Source organism: Bradyrhizobium sp., from assembly GCF_027307225.1.
Taxonomy (GTDB): domain Bacteria; phylum Pseudomonadota; class Alphaproteobacteria; order Rhizobiales; family Xanthobacteraceae; genus Bradyrhizobium.
In genome coordinates this window covers 45,079-61,802 of the sequence record NZ_DAHUXJ010000086.1, presented here as the reverse complement: position 1 = coordinate 61,802, position 16,724 = coordinate 45,079, and the positions used below count along the sequence as shown (strand labels likewise).

Genomic DNA, 16,724 nt, shown 5'->3' with positions numbered 1-16,724 from the left:
CCGTCTTGTCTTCGAACCTTGAATGGTAGCCTGGGGTGGGCCGGGGCTATTCGAAATCTGCCCGCGTGCAGCCCGATTTTGTTATTATCCACGTTGACTGAAGCACCGATTTCCGGCCGAGCCTGATGCGAGAGAAACGACCCCTGTTGCGGCTGTTTGCCGATGCCGGTCCGTGGACCGTGCTGGCCGTGGTGCTCGGCTTTCTCGTCGCCATCACCGCGCCAGCATCGGCGCAGTTTTTCTTCAATTTCGGCGGCCCGCCGCGGCAGGCCGCGCCGGCGCAGCGCGGACCTGGTGGCTGGTTCGGCGGTGACTTCTTCGCCCCCTTCCAGCACGAGGCGCCCAAGCGCGTCGAGAATTACTCCAGGGCGCCGCCGGCGGAAAAGCGCGAGACGGTGCCCGAACACAACGTGCTGGTGCTGGGCGATGCCATGGCAGACTGGCTCGCCTATGGGCTTGAGGACGCCTACAACGAGCAGCCGGACATGGGCGTGATCCGTCGGCACAAGACGGTCTCCGGCCTGATCCGTTACCAGCCCAAGGGCGAACCGGCCGACTGGGCGGCGGCGGCGAAAACGATTCTCGCTACCGAGAAGCCCGATGTGATCGTCGTCATGCTCGGCCTCAACGACCGCATTGCGATGCGAGAACCGGCCGCGGAAAAATCCGACGCCAAAGGCGGCGACAAGGCGGCCGAAAAGAAGAACGACAAGAAAGAAGCGCGCAGACCCGGCGAGGCACCCGACGCCGGCAAGCCCCAGGAGAACAAGCCTCAAGAGAAAACACTCGACGCTGAATTGCCGCAGGATGAGGAGAACAGCGAAACTCCGTCGGTCGCCGCGCCGGAAAGAAGCGGACGCACCGCGAATGGCTTGGTCGAATTCCGCGACGATCGCTGGACCGAACTCTACAACAAGAAGATCGACGAGATGATCGCCGTCCTGAAGACCAAGGGCGTGCCGGTGATCTGGGTTGGCCTGCCCGCCGTGCGCGGCGCGAAAGCAACCTCGGATGCGCTGTTCCTGGATTCGCTCTATCGCGACGCCGCGGCCAAGGCCGGCATCACCTATGTCGACGTCTGGGATGGCTTCGTCGATGAGGCCGGGCGCTTCCTGCAACAGGGCCCTGACTTCGAAGGCCAGATCCGGCGCCTGCGTTCCTATGACGGCGTCTATTTCACCAAGGCCGGCGCGCGAAAGCTTGCGCATTATGCCGAGCGTGAAATCACGCGCCTCATGGCATCGCGCGCCGCACCGGTTTCCCTGCCGAGCGAACCGGCAACACCCGACGCCAATGCACAGCCCGGCCAGCCGGCGCCGCGCCCCTTGGCCGGACCTATTATACCGCTGGTCGCCTCGTCGGTGGGCACCGACCAGTTGCTGGGCGGCCCGGGATCTCGCCCCGCGGCGGTCGATGCGCTCGTGGCGCGCACCCTGGTAAAGGGCGAACCGCTGTCACCCCCCGCTGGACGCGCCGACGACTTCGCCTGGCCGCGCCGGGAAATCGCGCGCGAACCGGCCAAGGGGGACACGCCGGTGGCCTCGACCGCTCCGGAAGGCGCGCCTGCCGCCGCGCAGCCCGCGCCGTCACCGAAGCAGAAGCGGCCGGCGAACGCTCAGTCTAACCCGCAAGCGGCGTCGCCGTCGTTGCGCAATTTCTTCGGCCTTGGCGGCCGGCCGCAGCCGCGGCAAGTCCAGCCGGCGCCCCGCACCGCCCCCGGTCCGAACGCGCCGCGGCCACCGGCGAATGTGGGCCGGTCTGCATCCGTACCGCCGCGCAGCATCGCGCAATAAATTCGCTTGCCTGTCCCGCGATCTGCGCGAGGGCCGTGCGTTGACTTCGTGCCGACCGCGAGTAGCCTTCTCCTGAAAGACGGCAGCGAAGCTGCAGAGTGGAGTGGATTTGGCATTCGCTACCCGCCAGCCGCGATTCAGGGAGGCACCACCATGACCGTGACGATCCGCCAGCTTCACCCGCACTTTTTCGGCGAGGTTTCCGGCGTCGATCTGCGAAAACCCCTCACGGCAGAAGAAGCCCGCGATATCGAAGCGGGCATGGACAAATACGCCGTGCTCCTGTTCCGCAACCAGGACATCACGGACGACCAGCAACTGATATTTGCCCGCAATTTTGGTGAACGCGAGAATGCGCGTGGCGGCACCGTCACCAAGCGCGAAGACTACCGCCTCACCTCAGGCCTCAACGATGTCTCCAATCTCGGCAAGGACGGCAAGCCGCTGCCGCGAGATCACCGCACCCACCTGTTCAATCTCGGCAACTGCCTTTGGCATTCCGACAGCTCGTTCCGGCCGATCCCGGCCAAGTTTTCCCTGCTTTCGGCGCGCGTCGTCAATCCCAAGGGCGGCAACACCGAATTTGCCGACATGCGCGCGGCCTACGACGCGCTCGACGACGACACCAAGGCCGAGATCGATGACATGATCTGCGAGCACTCGCTGATGTATTCGCGCGGCTCGCTCGGCTTCCTCGATTACAGCGAGGAAGAAAAGCAGATGTTCAAGCCGGTCCGGCAGCGGCTGGTGCGCACTCATCCGGTGCATCGCCGCAAATCGCTGTATCTGTCCTCGCATGCCGGCGCGATCGTCGGCATGAGCGTGCCGGAGGCACGGCTGTTGCTGCGCGACCTCACCGAGCACGCCACGCAAGCCGAGTTCGTCTACGTCCACAAGTGGACGCTGCACGACCTCGTGATGTGGGACAACCGGCAGACGATGCATCGCGTGCGCCGTTACGACCAGTCGCAACCGCGCGACATGCGCCGCGCCACGGTGGCCGGCACCGAGCCCACCGTCGCCCAACAGGCGGCGGAGTAATTTTTGTAATTGAACTCGTCATGCGCGGGCATAGCCGTTCGAAGAACGGCGTCGCTTCCGCTCGCCTTTCCCGCGCATCCAGCAAGTCAGGCGTGGCCGGCATCGTTCGAAAGCATGCCGGGATCGATCCCGATCTTGCGCAGCGCGCGGGTATATTTTTCACCGACGTCGCCACCAAAAATCAAATCCGGGTCGGCGTCGCAATGCAGCCAGCCATTGTCCTGAATTTCGCTTTCGAGCTGGCCTGCGGCCCAGCCGGCATAGCCGAGCGCCAGGATCGCATGCTTCGGTCCGGAACCCTTGGCGATCGCCTTGAGAATATCTACGGTAGCGGTGAGACAGATATCGTGGTCGATGCGCAGCGTCGCATCCTGGATAAAGAAATCGGCCGAATGCAGCACGAAGCCGCGGCCGGTCTCGACCGGCCCTCCCCTCAGCACCTTCAGGGTCTCGGCATTTTCGGGCAGCTTGATCTGATCGGCTTTCTTGATGATGTCGAGCTGCACCAGAAGACCGGGAAAATCGATGCTGCCTGCCGGACGGTTGACGATGATGCCCATCGCCCCTTCCGCCGAATGCGCGCAGAGATAAATCACGGAACGCTCGAAGCGCGGGTCACCCATCACAGGCATGGCGATCAACAACCGGCCGTCGAGATAGCCGCCTTCGCCTTCGCTTTCGCCGGTGCCGCCGCCAACCACGTCGCGACGAACAGTTCTGGGCCGAAAGCTGGCTTTTTTGCCTTCAGAACTCATCCGCAAAGACTCGCCTTTACCGTCCATCCTGATATTGGGGCCCGGCGCTGTCAATCAAGCTCAGGCCGCATTTCAGCCTGCATCACAAGCAATTCAATGGCTTGCAATCACGCTTGGGGTTAAGGACGCTTTATGGACGCGATGGTTCCCACCCGCATCGGGCGCGCGCTGGCGCGCCGAAGTTCACGGTCAGCGGCTCTCTTTGCCCTGGCTGCGCTGAGTTCGCTTTCGCCGATCGAGGCACAGGCCCAGGACGCTTCGCCCTGGCAGAAGGGACCGCACGCAGCGGTGCGGCTGCTCGCGGGATCGCGCAGCGGATCGGTGCTGCTCGGCGGCATCGCGGTTCAGCTCGATCCTGGCTGGAAAACTTACTGGCGTACCTCTGGCGATTCCGGCGTTCCGCCACGCTTCGATTTTTCCAAGTCGGAGAATATCGAAGCTGTGACCGTACTATGGCCGGCACCCACGAAATTCGACGACGGCGCCGGCGGCTTCTCGCTCGGCTATCACGGCCAGGTGGTGCTGCCGCTACGCATCGTGCCGAAAAGCAACGACAAGCCCGTAACGCTTCGCGCCAACATCAATTACGCGATATGCGAAAAGATCTGCATTCCGGTCGAGGCAAGCACGGAGCTTACATTCGCAAGTGTCGCTTCTACCGAAGACAGCGTCTTGTTTGCTGCGCTCGATACGGTTCCGAAGCCCGCATCGGTTGGCGATCCAAACCCGCTCACCATTCGCGACATCGAGCGCGAGGGCAAGTCGAAGGTTCTGGTCGACGTGGTCTCGCCCGACAACAAGCCGGTCAATCTGTTTGTCGAAGGTCCCACGCCGGACTGGGGATTGCCGGTGCCGAAACTTCTCGAACACGGACCGGCAGGCGTCAAACGCTTTGCCTTCGCCCTCGACGGCGTGCCGCCGGGAACCAACCCGGAAGGCGCGGCGCTCAAATTGACGCTGGTCGGCAGCGATCGTTCCTACGAGTTCAATATCAATCTGGATTAGGTTTCGCCCAACCGAATCTTAACGAAGTGTTGATAGGGGAGCATGGCCGCTGCTCTGCGGCTCTTACTTCCGGATTCCTCGTGGCGGCCATTGAGACCCAAACCGCATCCAACGTGCCGAACGGCCCGATCGCGCGCCTGCGATCGCTGCCGGGCAATTTGCTTGGCGGCTCCGGCGAAGCCTCGCTGACCCGGCGCCTGGCGGGCACGATCTTCATCATCCGCGTGCTCAGCGCAGCGCTGGCCTATCTCGCGCAGGTTCTGCTCGCGCGCTGGATGGGCGGCTCCGACTACGGCGTCTATGTCTATGTCTGGACCTGGGTGCTGCTGCTCGGCAGCATGATGGATTTCGGCATTTCCTCCTCGGCCCAGAAGATCATTCCGGAATACCGTGCGCGCGGCGAGCATGCGCTGCTGCGCGGCTTTCTGGCCGGCAGCCGCTGGATCACGTTTGCCGTTTCCTCGATTGTCTCCCTGCTCCTGGCCGGGCTCGTCAAGCTGATCTCGCCTTGGCTCGAAGCAAGCGAGATCGTTCCGCTCTACATAGGCTGCGCCACGCTGCCTCCTTTTGTTGTCGCCAACACGCAGGACGGCATCTCACGCTCGCACGACTGGATGCAGCTCGGTCTGATGCCGCAGTTCATCGTTCGTCAGGCGCTGATCATCGGCGTCACCACCGGGATATTCGTACTCGGCTTCCGTCTTGGCGCGACGACCGCGATGCTGGCCAGCGCGGCTGCAGTCTGGATCGCGATGATCGGCCAGATGGTGATGCTGAACCGGCGCCTCGCCGGCCACATCCCGCCCGGTCCCAAGGCCTATGACATCGGCTCCTGGCTTTCGATTTCGTTGCCGATCCTGATGGTCGAAGGTTTCTATCTGCTGTTGTCCTACACCGACGTGCTGGTGCTGCAGCAATTCCGTTCCTCGGAAGAGGTTGGCGTCTACTTTGCGGTCGTGAAGACGCTGGCGCTGGTTTCCTTCATCCACTACGCGATGTCGGCGACGACAGCACATCGCTTTGCCGAATATCACGCGCTCGGCGATCGCGAGAGGCTCTCGGCCTATGTCGCGCACGCCATCCAATGGACGTTCTGGCCTTCGCTCGCCGCGACCATCCTGCTGCTCGCGCTCGGCAAGCCGCTGCTCTGGCTGTTCGGACCGAAATTCGTCGTCGGCTACGACATCATGTTCGTAGCCGCAATCGGCCTCGTGGTGCGAGCTGCGGTCGGCCCGGTCGAGCGACTGCTCAACATGCTGGGCCACCAATATGTGTGCGCGCTGGCCTATGGCCTGTCATTTGTCTTGAACGTCGTGGCCTGCGTCGCGCTGGTGCCGCGCTTCGGCGGCTATGGGGCTGCGGCGGCAACTTCGATCTCGCTTGCCTTCGAGACGGTGCTGTTGTTCTACATCGTGCGCCAACGGCTCGGGCTGCACGTGCTGGCGTTTGGGAAACGGTCCTGAACTTGTCATTGCCGGGCAAAAGCGCGAAGCGCGTCTTCGCGCTAGATGACACGGCAATCCATCGAAAACGCATCAATATGGATGGATGCCCGGATCAAGTCGGATCAAGTGCGGGCATGACACGAAGAGCCGATCACTCCGCCGTCCAGCCGCCGTCGATCGAGAGATTGGCGCCCGTGATCTGCGCGGCATCGTCGCCGCACAAGAACAGCGCCAGTGCCGCGACCTGCTCCGAAGTCACGAACTCTTTCGTCGGCTGCGCATCCAGCAAGACGTCCTTGATGACCTGCTCCTTGGTCATGTTGCGCGCCTTCATGGTATCCGGAATCTGGCGCTCGACCAGCGGCGTCCAGACGTAACCGGGGCTGATGCAGTTGCAGGTGATCTTGAAGGTCGCGACCTCGAGCGCCACCGTCTTGGTGAGGCCGGCGATGCCATGCTTGGCCGAGACGTAAGCCGACTTGAAAGGCGAGGCCACCAGCGAATGGGCGGACGCCGTGTTGATGATGCGGCCCCAGCCGCGCTTCTTCATGCCCGGCACGGCGGCGCGAATGCCGTGAAACGCCGACGACAGGTTGATCGCGATGATCGCGTCCCATTTCTCGATCGGAAACTCCTCGATCGGCGAGACGAACTGGATGCCGGCATTGTTGACGAGGATGTCGACCGAACCGAAGGTCTTTTCGCCGAGCGCAACCATGTCGGCGATCTCACCCGGCTTGGTCATATCGGCCGGCGAATAGGCCGCCTTGACCTTGTAATCGGCCTCGATGGCGGAGCGTTCCTTTTCGATATCGGCCGGCGCGCCAAAACCGTTGATCACGACATTGGCGCCGGCGCCCGCGAATGCGCGCGCATAAGCGAGCCCGATGCCGGAAGTCGAACCGGTCACTACCGCCGTCTTGCCTTTCAGATTGGTCATTTCGCTTGCTCCTTTTTGGGGGGACTTTCATCGCCCAAGAGATCGTAAGTCACCATGGTCTCGCCGTTTTGCGGCCACTCCAGCCAATCCTTGTGCTGCATCGAGCGATGGACGTCGCGCACGCCCGCTTCCCAATGCTCGACCATGGCGACGTGAGAGAAATCGTAATCCTTCGAGGAAGTCTCGTAATTCTTGCTCCGGTAGATCAGGTGGACCACCGTGACGGCGTTCTCGCGCGTCGTTTCACGCAAGTAGACCGCGGAAGGATCGCTTTTCAGATCGTCCGGCAACTTGTCGATCAGGTCGCGCACCGCCTTGCGCGTGTTATGAAGCTCGCGATTCTTGTCGGTGGACATGCGCGTGCGGCTGGAAAAGCGAATGTCCTTTTCGCGCTCGGCGGCTTCCAGCATGGATTGCGGCAATGGCCCGCGGGCGCTGAACAGATCGAGCTGGAAAATCAGGAGATCGTCGTCGGTCTCGGTGTCCAGCACAAAGTCGAGCGGTGTGTTGGAGGCGATGCCGCCGTCCCAGTAATGCTCGCCATCGACGACGATAGACGGAAAGCCCGGCGGCAACGCGCCGGAAGCCATGATATGTTCCGGGCCGATCCGTTTCCCGACCCTCTTGAATTCGACATTGTCGAAATACCGGAGATTGCCCGAGGTCACGCCGACCGCGCCGACACTGAGCCGGCATTTCAAATCGTTGATGCGGTCGAAATCGACCAGCCGCTCCAGCGTCCTGCGCAAGGGCGAGGTGTCGTAATAGCTCTCCGATTCCGGGCTCCCCTTCGGCCATAGCGGCGCCGGCGGTATTCGCGGCGCAAAGAAGCCGGGCGCGCCGAAGGTCGCAACCAGCGCTGCGCTGGTTTCATTATAGAACGATCGCTCCTGCTCGCCTTTTGTGATCGGAACTGGAACCCACGGCGCGGCGGAGGATACCGTCTGCCAAAACTCCTTGAGCCTTTCGATCCGCTTTGCGGGCTCGTTGCCGGCAATCAGCGCAGCATTGACCGCGCCGATCGAGATGCCTGCGATCCAGTCCGGCTCGAAATCGAAATGACTGAGCGCCTGATACGCCCCGGCCTGATAAGAACCGAGCGCGCCGCCGCCTTGCAGGACCAGCACGCGCTGGGCCTTAGCGGGCGTTGCTGCCGACGTTGCATCAGAAGCGAATGTCAAATCCACTCCATTGGGTCATCCGGAGAACTGCGGCGTACCGTCAGTTCGCGACCGCGTCAATTGGCGCGGCGGGTAGGAATTGGTATGCCAACCTGTTCGCGCGGCTCAGTGGTTGCAAGGATGAGCGTCCAGAACACCTTGTATTTGGTATTCGGAGCATAGCTCGCCGCGATGCCCATCTTTGTGACACCGTTTTGCAGCATATTGGCCCGGTGCGGCGGCGAATCCCGCCAACCCGAAAAAGCCTCGGCCAGCGTATGGTAACCGGCTGACACATTTTCGACCGCAAGCGTCGAGGGATATCCGGCCGCTTGCAGGCGTTTCGGCAACGGTGCCTTGACGTCATGATCAAGCTTGTTGCGGCTTGCCATGGCGTCGGACTGGGCTTCCGCGATCCTCATCAACTCGGGATCGATGACGACGGCGCCGACGCCGTTGTTCTTGCGATAGAGCGAAATCATCGTCGCTGCGGCCTCGGCGTCGAGCTTCGCACCGGGTTCGGTCATGTTGAGATACATGCTCGGCTGCTCCACCGGAGCCTCCGATGCGCAGCCGCCAAGCACCAATAATCCGATCACCGCGGCCGGTGCCGTCCATTTGAAGTTGCTGCAGAACAAGCGGCGAATTCCGTCCAGGAACTTCAAATGGGAAAGCGGCACCGGGATCACAGATATGCCAGAGCCCATAACTTTCCGAAGTTCGTGGAAGGTGGGTGCTGAGGTATAACAAGAACTTCGGAAAGTGGGCGCTGGCACGCGCATTCTCTTAAGAATCCCCCAAAGGTTTCGGGGGTTGTTGCATGCCAACCGTGGCTGAAAGGTGAACGGCGCGGCCTTTTTGCGGTTAGCTGGGCTGCAATGCGAGCTTCAGCCCGTCGTGACGGTATGGATCCCGCATTCGGTCTTGGACCTGCCACGCCAGCGCCCATCGCGGCCGTCCTCGCCCGGCAGCGTCCGGCTGGTGCAGGGCATGCACCCCATGGATCGGAAGCCGGAAGCCACCAGCGGATGCGGCGGCAGCTTCGCCCCAGCGTAGATCGCCTCGATCTCAGCCGGCGAGATCGTGGCAAACGGATTGAATTTGAGCCTGACGCCATCGGCCTCGACCATCGGCATGGCCGCGCGCAGGCCGCCCTGAAAACGCTTGCGGCCGCTGATCCAGGCATCGAACGGCGCCAGCGCGCGCTGCAGCGGTTCTACTTTGCGAATCCGGCAGCATGCATCGGGATCGGAAAACCATAGTTCTTTGTCCGGATCCTCGCGATGCAAGGTTTCTTCCAGCGGCTTGATTGAACGGACGTCGCGTAAGCCGAGCTTTTCAATCAGCGTATCGCGATAGGCGAGCGTCTCCTCGAACAGCCACCCGGTGTCGAGAAAGATCACGGGGATCGCCGGGTCGACATCGGCCATGACCTTAAGGAGCGCCGCCGATTCCGTGCCGAACGAGGATACCACCGCCAGGCGCTCGCGGCCGACGATGCGGAGCGCGCCCTCAATCACTTCCGAGGGGGTCGCGCGATGCAGCGCCTCGTCGAGCGTCGCGGCCTTTTTTGCCGCCGCAGTCTCGTCCATGATGGGCTCCGCAAGCTCACTCACCGTCATCGCCATTAGCGCGCGCTCTCCGAGTGACGCTGCTGCATCCGCCGGTGCAGCGCGGTGAGCCTGCCGTCGCCGGTCGGCTGATAGAATACCGAGTAACGCTTCGATGTGAGCGCGAACGCCTCGACGTCGCTTTGCTTTTTGGCTTCGAGCGCGTCAAAGCCCGCGCGCAGCATGAACATGAACTGGTCGCGCAGCACCTGTCCAGTGGCGCGCAACTCGCCGTCATAGCCATAGCGCTCGCGCAGGAGGCGGGCCTGGCTGTAGGCACGGCCATCGCGGAAAGTCGGAAATACCAGCGCGACCACCGCAAGCCGGTCGAGATAGGGCACGAGATCGTCGACGTCGCGATTGTTCGGCCAGATAACGCCGAGTTTGCCGGCGCGCTTCAACATCCCTTCCGGGTCCTCGAGAAACCGCGCGGCCGAAACCAGGACGGCACCGTCGCCCGGCAATTGCGCACCGTCAGCGACATGGACAAAGATGTCAGTTGCGGTTTTTCCGTTCTTAACGAGTGGCATAGACCCGCTCCTTGAAAGGTTCGACGCCGAGCCGTTTCACCGTATCGACAAAAAGCTCGTCGGGGCGTTCGCGCAGCGCGAGATAAGCTTCGACAATGTCCTCGACCACGTCGGCGACTTCGCCGTAAGGCACCGCGGGACCAATCAGCATGCCGAGTTCGGCATGCTCGTCGGCACGGCCGCCGATCGTGATCTGATAAAATTCCTCGCCGTTCTTCTCGACGCCAAGGATGCCGATATGGCCGACGTGATGATGGCCGCAGGCATTGATGCAGCCGGAAATGTTGATGTGCAGCCGGCCGATCAGCTCGGCAGTGTCGGGATTGGCGAAACGGCGCGTCAGTTCCTGCGCAATCGGAATCGAGCGCGCATTCGCCAGCGAGCAGTAATCCAGGCCCGGACAGGCGATGATGTCGGAGACGAGGTTGACGTTCGGCGTCGCCAGCCCGAGCTTGTCCAGCGCCTTCCACAAGGCCGGCAGGTCGCGTTTGGCGACATGGGGCAGCGCCAGATTCTGCTCATGGCCAACACGAATCTCGCCGAACGAGTATTTGTCGGCAAGGTCGGCCAATGCGTCCATTTGCTCGGCCGTGGCATCGCCGGGTGGCGCGCCCACCGGCTTGAGCGATATCGTTACGATCGAATAGCCCTGCACTTTGTGCGTGAACACGGAATTGCGCCGCCAGCGCTCGAACGGCGGAACCTGCGCGGCCTTCTTCAGCTCTTCCGGCATGTGCGGCAGTTTCTCATAAGCCGGATAACTGAAACGCGAGCGGATTTCCTCGATGACGCCATCGTCCAGCGTCAGCGCACTCTCGCCCATCGCGCGCCATTCTTCCTCGACTTCGGCGGCGAATTTCTCGACACCAAGCTCGTGCACCAGGATCTTGATGCGCGCCTTGTAGATGTTGTCGCGTCGCCCGTATTGATTGTAGACGCGCAGGATCGCCTCGACGTAGCTGAGCAGATCGCGGCCGTGGACGAACGGCCTGATCGTCTTGGCAATGAACGGCGTGCGGCCCAATCCGCCGCCGACCAGAACCTCGAATCCGATCTCGCCTTGCGCATTGCGATGCAGGCGCAGCCCGATATCGTGAATCTTGATCGCGGCGCGGTCGTGTGCCGAAGCCGTGATCGCAAACTTGAACTTGCGCGGCAGGAACGAGAACTCGGGATGCAACGTCGTATATTGCCGCAGCAATTCCGACCAGATGCGAGGATCCTCGATCTCGCCCGGCGCCACGCCCGCCCACTGATCGGACGTGACGTTGCGCGTGTTGTTGCCCGAGGTCTGCATCGAATGAATGCCGACTTCGGCAAGAGAGGCGAGCGCATCCGGCAGTTCGGCGAGCTTGATCCAGTTGTACTGGATGTTCTGCCGCGTGGTGAAGTGGCCGTACCCGCGGTCGTAGGTTCGCGCCACATGCGCCAGGCCCCGCAACTGCTTTGAGGACAGGGTGCCGTAGGGAATCGCAACGCGGAACATATAGGCGTGCAATTGCAGATAGACGCCGTTCTGCAACCGCAGCATCTTGAATTCGTCCTCGGTGAGTTCGCCCGACAGGCGCCGCTTCACCTGGTCGCGAAACTCCTCAACACGTTCGTTGAGCAGCGTTCGGTCGAGTTCGTCATACGCGTACATGACAGACGGGTCCTATGCCGAAACCGGAAGCAGATCGATGGTGAGGCCGCTCTGCCGGATATGTTCGCGCAAATTGCCGGGCTTGACGGTCTCGCCGTCCTTGACGCTGACGGGTGCGATATAGGGCCCGACCGCACCGACGTCGTCGGCGACCGCCTCGGCCAGCAACGCCCGCGCCTCGTCGACGTTACGCACGATCGCGGCATCCGACAGGTCGGTCGACCAGCCTTGGGCAGCGTTGCGATAAATCACCGCGCCGTCAGCAGTGCGGTTGGCGGTGACCATCGAGGGTCCGGTGATCCGGATTTTTTGTTCAAGCGGAGATGTCATTCGGCGGCAACCTGAAAAAAGGAGGCAAGTTGGGTGAGTTGTTGACGACGTGCGGGCGCCGAATGCGCAACCACGTCGCCGATGATGAGGATGGCGGGACCGCCGACGACCTTTTCGATGAGGCCTGGCAATTCATCAAGGGTGCCGATCGCGGCCGCGGCGTCGCTGCGGGTGGCGCGCGCGAACACCCCGACCGGGGTCTGCGGCGAGCGTCCGGCGGCCAGCAGTCCAGCGCGCACCGACGGCGCCGCTGTCATGCCCATATAGACCACGATGGTCATCGCGACATCGGTTAAGGTCGACCAATCAACCATCTCGGCGTCGCTGGCCTTGTGCGCGGTCAGGAAGGTGACGCGCAGCGCTTCGTGACGGAAGGTGAGCGGCACTTCGAATTGCGCGGCAGCGCCAAGACCGGCGGTGATTCCTGGAATGACCGAATAGGCGACGTTCGCCTGGCGCAGTGCCTCGACCTCCTCGCCGCCGCGGCCGAAGATGAAAGAGTCGCCGCCCTTCAGCCGCACCGCGCGCTTACCTGCGCGCGCCGCTTCGATCAGAAGCTGGTTGATGGCGTCCTGGCCAATTCCCGGTTTGCCGACGCGCCGGCCTACCGGGATACGGCCTGCATCGCGGCGGGCACGGTCGAGAATTTCCGGGTTGACCAGTTCGTCGTAGAAAATGACGTCTGCATCCTGCAGCGCCCGCAGCGCCTTGACGGTGAGCAGATCGGGGTCGCCGGGACCAGCACCAACCAGCGTCACGCTTCCCGCCGCGTCACCCGACGCCAGACGGCCGGTGAACGCAGACGCATCGCTAATATTCTTCAGCGCGCTTTCCGCCTCGTCCGCGCGTCCGGAAAGAACAAGCGCGCCGATCGGGCCGTCGACGACGCGCTCCCAGAATCGGCGGCGCAGCCCGAACTCCGGAATCACATCATGGATCGCCTTGCGCCAGCGGCCAACGAAGGAAGCGAGTTCACCGAGACGGGCAGGCAGCAGCGCTTCGATACGCTCGCGCACGCGGCGCGCCACCACCGGCGAAGTGCCACCGGTGCCGACCGCGACCACGACATCGCCGCGATCGACGATCGCCGGAAAAATGAAAGTGGAATGTTCGAGATCGTCCATTACGTTGACGGGCAGCCCCAAAGCCTGGGCCCGCGACGACAACGCCGCACCCGTATCGCCCGCGCCGGCGCAAACGATAGCCACAACGCCGCTCAATTCGGCGGTCAGCGGATCACCCGCCGCGAGTTCAACCCGCGCGGCCTCGTCCGCGCCAAGACCGCCGAGGTCATGGTTGCCATCGGTCGTGTACCAGCGAACTTGCGCGCCGGCAGACGCCAGCACACGCAGCTTGGCGCGCGCCAGGTCGCCCGCGCCTGCGAGCAAAACCACGCCGCGTTGCACATCGAGAAAGACCGGCAGAAATCGCATGCTGTGCCCGCTTCCGGAACTTCCCGGTTGACTGGAATTATTTTCTATATATGTGTCATCTACGGCTCGCAAAGAGAAGATTTTTTCTTCTCTTGAGCAACGCCACTATAGAATTTTCACTTCGTAAGGCCAAGGGTTCGTAGATGCATCTTCTCGAAGACAGTTACGTGCAAAACAGGGTGCATCGCGAGCTCCCGGCCAACGCCCTCTCGCTCACGCAAAATTCGAGCCAAAAGCCGGCTCTGGCGCCCTCCATGGATCACCTCGACGCGCTCGAAGCGCAGAGCATCTACATCTTCCGTGAGGCTTTTGCACGGCTGAAGAAGCTCGCGCTGCTGTGGTCGCTCGGTAAAGATTCAAACGTGATGATCTGGCTTGCACGGAAGGCGTTCTTCGGCCGCGTGCCGTTTCCAGCGCTCCACGTCGATACCGGCAAGAAGTTTCCGGAGATGTACGCCTTCCGCGACATCTACGGCAAGGAATGGGGACTTGATCTTAAAATCGAGCCCTGCCCGCCGATCGATGCCGTCGATCCGACGCTGCCGCCGGCAGCGCGATCAGCCGCCCGCAAGACCGAAGGCCTCAAGCTTGCGCTCGCCAAGTATGGCTTCGATGGATTGATCGCCGGCATTCGCCGCGACGAGGAAGCGACGCGCGCCAAGGAGCGCGTGTTTTCGCCGCGCGGCACTGAAGGCGGATGGGACGTGCGCGACCAGCCGCCGGAATTCTGGGACCAGTTCAACGCCTCGCCGCCGCCGGGCGCACACTTGCGCATCCATCCCATCCTGCAGTGGACCGAGGCCGATATCTGGGCCTACACGAAGCGCGAAAACATTCCGATCATTCCGCTTTATCTCGCCAAAGGCGGCAAGCGCTATCGCTCGCTCGGCGATGCCGACATCACCTTTCCGGTGGCTTCGACTGCGTCGAGCATCGAGGAAATCCTGCTCGAACTCGAAAGCACCAAGGTGCCGGAGCGCGCGGGCCGCTCGCTCGACCACGAGACCGAGGACGCCTTCGAGCGGCTGCGCGTCGCCGGCTATCTGTAGAATCTTACGCTGGATTTGCCATGAATATGCCCGCCCTTGCCGAGTTGTCGACGCTTCCGAACAGCATCACCCGTGCGCAGGTGCGCATCGTCATTGTCGGCCATGTCGATCATGGCAAGTCGACGCTGGTCGGAAGGCTGCTGCACGAAACCGGCAGCCTGCCGGACGGCAAGCTCGAGATGCTGAAGGAAGTCAGCGCGCGGCGCGGCATGCCGTTCGAATGGTCGTTCCTGCTCGACGCATTGCAAACCGAGCGCGACCAGGGCATCACCATCGACACCACGCAGATCCGCTTCCGCACGCGCTCGCGCGATGTGGTGCTGATCGATGCCCCCGGCCACGCCGAATTCCTGCGCAACATGATCACCGGTGCCTCGCAGGCAGACGGCGCGGTCCTGATCATCGATGCGCTGGAAGGCGTGCGCGACCAGACCCGGCGCCACGGCTACCTCCTGCATCTTCTCGGCGTCAAACAGGTCGCCGTCGTCGTCAACAAGATGGACCGGGTCGATTTCAGCGAGGCACGGTTTGGTGAGATCCGCGACGAGATTTCCGCGCATCTGACCGGCCTTGGCGTCACACCGCTTGCGGTCATCCCGATCTCCGCGCGCGACGGCGATGGCGTAGCGACATTGTCGCCGCGAATCCGCTGGTATCGCGGGCCCACCGTGGTCGAGGCGCTCGACGCGCTTCAGCCCGCCCAGCCGCCGGAACAACTGGCGCTGCGGCTGCCTGTCCAGGCGATCTACAAATTCGACGACCGCCGCATCGTGGCGGGACGGATTGAATCCGGGCGGCTGGCGAGCGGCGACGAGATCGTCATCATGCCGGCGGGAAAGATCGCCAAGATCAAGACCGTCGAAAGCTGGCCGGTGACGCCCGTCAAAGGCGTCCAGACCGCGGGCCGCTCGGTCGGCATCACGCTCGATCGTGAACTGTTCCTCGAGCGAGGCGATGTCATCGCGCACACCGCATCGGCCCCGCGCGACACACGGCGAATTCATGCGCGCATCTTCTGGCTGCACGACAAGCCGCTTGGCAAAGGCGACCAGATCCTGGTGCGGCTGAACACGCGCGAAAGCCGCGCAAGCGTCGTGGCGATCGACAAGGCGGTCGATCCCGGCGCGTTGTCGAGCGTCGAGAACACCTCGATTGCGCGCAACCATGTCGGCGAGATCGATATCGCGCTGGCGCAACCGGTCGCCGCCGACGCCTATGCCGACAATCCACGGACCGGCCGCCTCGTGATCGAGGTCAACGGCCGCATCGCTGGCGGCGGACTGGTGCTGTCGGTGGATGCCGGACAGCGCGCGGTGCCGGTCGATATCGTGCCGGTGGAATCGGCTCTCAGGCCGGACGAGCGCTCGGCCCGCTATCGCCACCACGGCGCGGTGGTCTGGCTGACAGGCCTGCCGGCTTCCGGAAAATCGACGCTGGCGCGCGCGCTGGAGCGGCGACTGTTCGACCGCGGCGGCTCGCCGATTCTGCTGGATGGCGATACCGTGCGCGCCAGCCTCAACCGCGACCTCGGCTTCTCGGCACAGGACCGCAGCGAGAATATCCGACGGCTCGCCGAGGTTGCCACCCATCTCGCCCGCAATGGGCACATCGCGATCGTCGCCGCCGTCTCGCCCTCGCGCGAGGACCGCGACGCTGCGCGCCGGATCGCCGACACCGCGTTTCGCGAAATTCACGTCGCGACGCCGGCCGAGGTCTGCGAAAGCCGCGATCCGAAGGGCCACTATGCCAAGGCGCGAGCGGGCAATTTGCCGGCATTCACCGGCATTACCAACGACTATGAGCCACCGGCCCAATGCGAGCTTGTCATCGATACCTCCGGCCAGGCGATAGCCGAAGCGGCCGAGACGGTCGAGCGCATGTTGCTGGAGACCGGCGTCCTGTTTGACGAAGTCATTGATCTGGCTGCTAATATTTGAGCCCGCCAGGATCGGCCTGAGAAGCCGCCGAAAGGCTTTTCTTTAGACCTGCTT

General features: G+C 62.9%; 15 protein-coding genes. 6 read left to right on the top strand and 9 right to left on the bottom strand.

Features of this window, described 5'->3' with window-relative positions:
* Positions 1–125 precede the first annotated feature (125 nt).
* Both M6D32_RS15205 and M6D32_RS15200 read left to right on the top strand, forming a co-directional pair.
* A complete protein-coding gene (locus tag M6D32_RS15205) occupies positions 126–1,793 on the top strand; it encodes an SGNH/GDSL hydrolase family protein (protein ID WP_298257551.1) in 1,668 nt (555 codons plus the stop codon).
* Between the two features lie 153 nt (positions 1,794–1,946).
* Complete coding sequence (locus tag M6D32_RS15200) at positions 1,947–2,834, top strand: TauD/TfdA family dioxygenase (RefSeq protein ID WP_298257549.1); 888 nt, start codon at positions 1,947–1,949, stop codon at positions 2,832–2,834.
* Positions 2,835–2,920: 86 nt separating this feature from the next.
* Here M6D32_RS15200 and M6D32_RS15195 read toward each other — a convergent pair whose 3' ends face one another.
* The gene (locus M6D32_RS15195) at positions 2,921–3,589 is read right to left on the bottom strand and encodes a YqgE/AlgH family protein (protein WP_298257547.1); all 669 of its coding nucleotides are present in this window, start codon (positions 3,587–3,589) and stop codon (positions 2,921–2,923) included.
* A 141-nt stretch (positions 3,590–3,730) separates the two neighbouring features.
* On the opposite strand from M6D32_RS15195, the gene M6D32_RS15190 reads away from it, so the two are divergent.
* On the top strand, positions 3,731–4,594 hold the full coding sequence (locus M6D32_RS15190; protein WP_298257617.1) for a protein-disulfide reductase DsbD domain-containing protein: 864 nt from the start codon (positions 3,731–3,733) through the stop codon (positions 4,592–4,594).
* An 80-nt stretch (positions 4,595–4,674) separates the two neighbouring features.
* The gene (locus M6D32_RS15185; RefSeq protein ID WP_298257545.1) at positions 4,675–6,057 is read left to right on the top strand and encodes an oligosaccharide flippase family protein; all 1,383 of its coding nucleotides are present in this window, start codon (positions 4,675–4,677) and stop codon (positions 6,055–6,057) included.
* A 133-nt stretch (positions 6,058–6,190) separates the two neighbouring features.
* On the opposite strand, the gene M6D32_RS15180 is transcribed toward M6D32_RS15185, so the two are convergent.
* The 8 genes from M6D32_RS15180 to cysG all read right to left on the bottom strand — a co-directional run bounded on the left by M6D32_RS15180 (position 6,191) and on the right by cysG (position 13,684).
* Complete coding sequence (locus M6D32_RS15180; RefSeq protein WP_298257543.1) at positions 6,191–6,979, bottom strand: 3-hydroxybutyrate dehydrogenase; 789 nt, start codon at positions 6,977–6,979, stop codon at positions 6,191–6,193.
* A complete protein-coding gene (locus M6D32_RS15175) occupies positions 6,976–8,160 on the bottom strand; it encodes a patatin-like phospholipase family protein (protein WP_298257542.1) in 1,185 nt (394 codons plus the stop codon). Before M6D32_RS15175 ends, M6D32_RS15180 begins: the two co-directional genes overlap by 4 nt.
* Before the next feature lie 56 nt (positions 8,161–8,216).
* Positions 8,217–8,777 (bottom strand): CAP domain-containing protein, encoded by a 561-nt coding sequence (locus tag M6D32_RS15170; RefSeq protein ID WP_298257615.1) that lies wholly within the window; start codon positions 8,775–8,777, stop codon positions 8,217–8,219.
* A gap of 249 nt (positions 8,778–9,026) precedes the next feature.
* Positions 9,027–9,731: a phosphoadenylyl-sulfate reductase gene (locus tag M6D32_RS15165; protein WP_298257540.1), complete on the bottom strand. Its 705-nt coding sequence runs from the start codon at positions 9,729–9,731 to the stop codon at positions 9,027–9,029.
* Between the two features lie 35 nt (positions 9,732–9,766).
* Positions 9,767–10,279 (bottom strand): DUF934 domain-containing protein, encoded by a 513-nt coding sequence (locus tag M6D32_RS15160; RefSeq protein ID WP_298257538.1) that lies wholly within the window; start codon positions 10,277–10,279, stop codon positions 9,767–9,769.
* A complete protein-coding gene (locus tag M6D32_RS15155) occupies positions 10,266–11,921 on the bottom strand; it encodes a nitrite/sulfite reductase (RefSeq protein ID WP_298257536.1) in 1,656 nt (551 codons plus the stop codon). The genes M6D32_RS15160 and M6D32_RS15155 overlap by 14 nt, the downstream gene beginning before the upstream one ends.
* A gap of 12 nt (positions 11,922–11,933) precedes the next feature.
* Complete coding sequence (locus tag M6D32_RS15150) at positions 11,934–12,251, bottom strand: DUF2849 domain-containing protein (RefSeq protein WP_298257534.1); 318 nt, start codon at positions 12,249–12,251, stop codon at positions 11,934–11,936.
* Positions 12,248–13,684, bottom strand: coding sequence for a siroheme synthase CysG (gene cysG / locus M6D32_RS15145; RefSeq protein ID WP_298257532.1), 1,437 nt, complete (start codon positions 13,682–13,684; stop codon positions 12,248–12,250). The genes M6D32_RS15150 and cysG overlap by 4 nt, the downstream gene beginning before the upstream one ends.
* A gap of 254 nt (positions 13,685–13,938) precedes the next feature.
* Here cysG and cysD point away from each other — a divergent pair, with 254 nt between their 5' ends.
* Both cysD and cysC read left to right on the top strand, forming a co-directional pair.
* The gene (gene cysD, locus M6D32_RS15140; protein WP_298257613.1) at positions 13,939–14,733 is read left to right on the top strand and encodes a sulfate adenylyltransferase subunit CysD; all 795 of its coding nucleotides are present in this window, start codon (positions 13,939–13,941) and stop codon (positions 14,731–14,733) included.
* Between the two features lie 20 nt (positions 14,734–14,753).
* On the top strand, positions 14,754–16,670 hold the full coding sequence (gene cysC / locus M6D32_RS15135; RefSeq protein ID WP_298257530.1) for an adenylyl-sulfate kinase: 1,917 nt from the start codon (positions 14,754–14,756) through the stop codon (positions 16,668–16,670).
* Positions 16,671–16,724: the final 54 nt, after the last annotated feature.

What these genes read in the sequence shown, in the direction of transcription:
- M6D32_RS15180 (WP_298257543.1), bottom strand. Translation starts at nt 6,979, where the DNA reads ATGACCAATCTGAAAGGCAAGACGGCGGTAGTGACCGGTTCGACTTCC.
- cysC (WP_298257530.1), top strand. Translation starts at nt 14,754, where the DNA reads ATGAATATGCCCGCCCTTGCCGAGTTGTCGACGCTTCCGAACAGCATC.
- cysD (WP_298257613.1), top strand. Translation starts at nt 13,939, where the DNA reads ATGGATCACCTCGACGCGCTCGAAGCGCAGAGCATCTACATCTTCCGT.
- M6D32_RS15190 (WP_298257617.1), top strand. Translation starts at nt 3,731, where the DNA reads ATGGTTCCCACCCGCATCGGGCGCGCGCTGGCGCGCCGAAGTTCACGG.
- M6D32_RS15205 (WP_298257551.1), top strand. Translation starts at nt 126, where the DNA reads ATGCGAGAGAAACGACCCCTGTTGCGGCTGTTTGCCGATGCCGGTCCG.
- M6D32_RS15150 (WP_298257534.1), bottom strand. Translation starts at nt 12,251, where the DNA reads ATGACATCTCCGCTTGAACAAAAAATCCGGATCACCGGACCCTCGATG.
- cysG (WP_298257532.1), bottom strand. Translation starts at nt 13,684, where the DNA reads ATGCGATTTCTGCCGGTCTTTCTCGATGTGCAACGCGGCGTGGTTTTG.
- M6D32_RS15160 (WP_298257538.1), bottom strand. Translation starts at nt 10,279, where the DNA reads ATGCCACTCGTTAAGAACGGAAAAACCGCAACTGACATCTTTGTCCAT.
- M6D32_RS15200 (WP_298257549.1), top strand. Translation starts at nt 1,947, where the DNA reads ATGACCGTGACGATCCGCCAGCTTCACCCGCACTTTTTCGGCGAGGTT.
- M6D32_RS15195 (WP_298257547.1), bottom strand. Translation starts at nt 3,589, where the DNA reads ATGAGTTCTGAAGGCAAAAAAGCCAGCTTTCGGCCCAGAACTGTTCGT.
- M6D32_RS15165 (WP_298257540.1), bottom strand. Translation starts at nt 9,731, where the DNA reads ATGGACGAGACTGCGGCGGCAAAAAAGGCCGCGACGCTCGACGAGGCG.
- M6D32_RS15155 (WP_298257536.1), bottom strand. Translation starts at nt 11,921, where the DNA reads ATGTACGCGTATGACGAACTCGACCGAACGCTGCTCAACGAACGTGTT.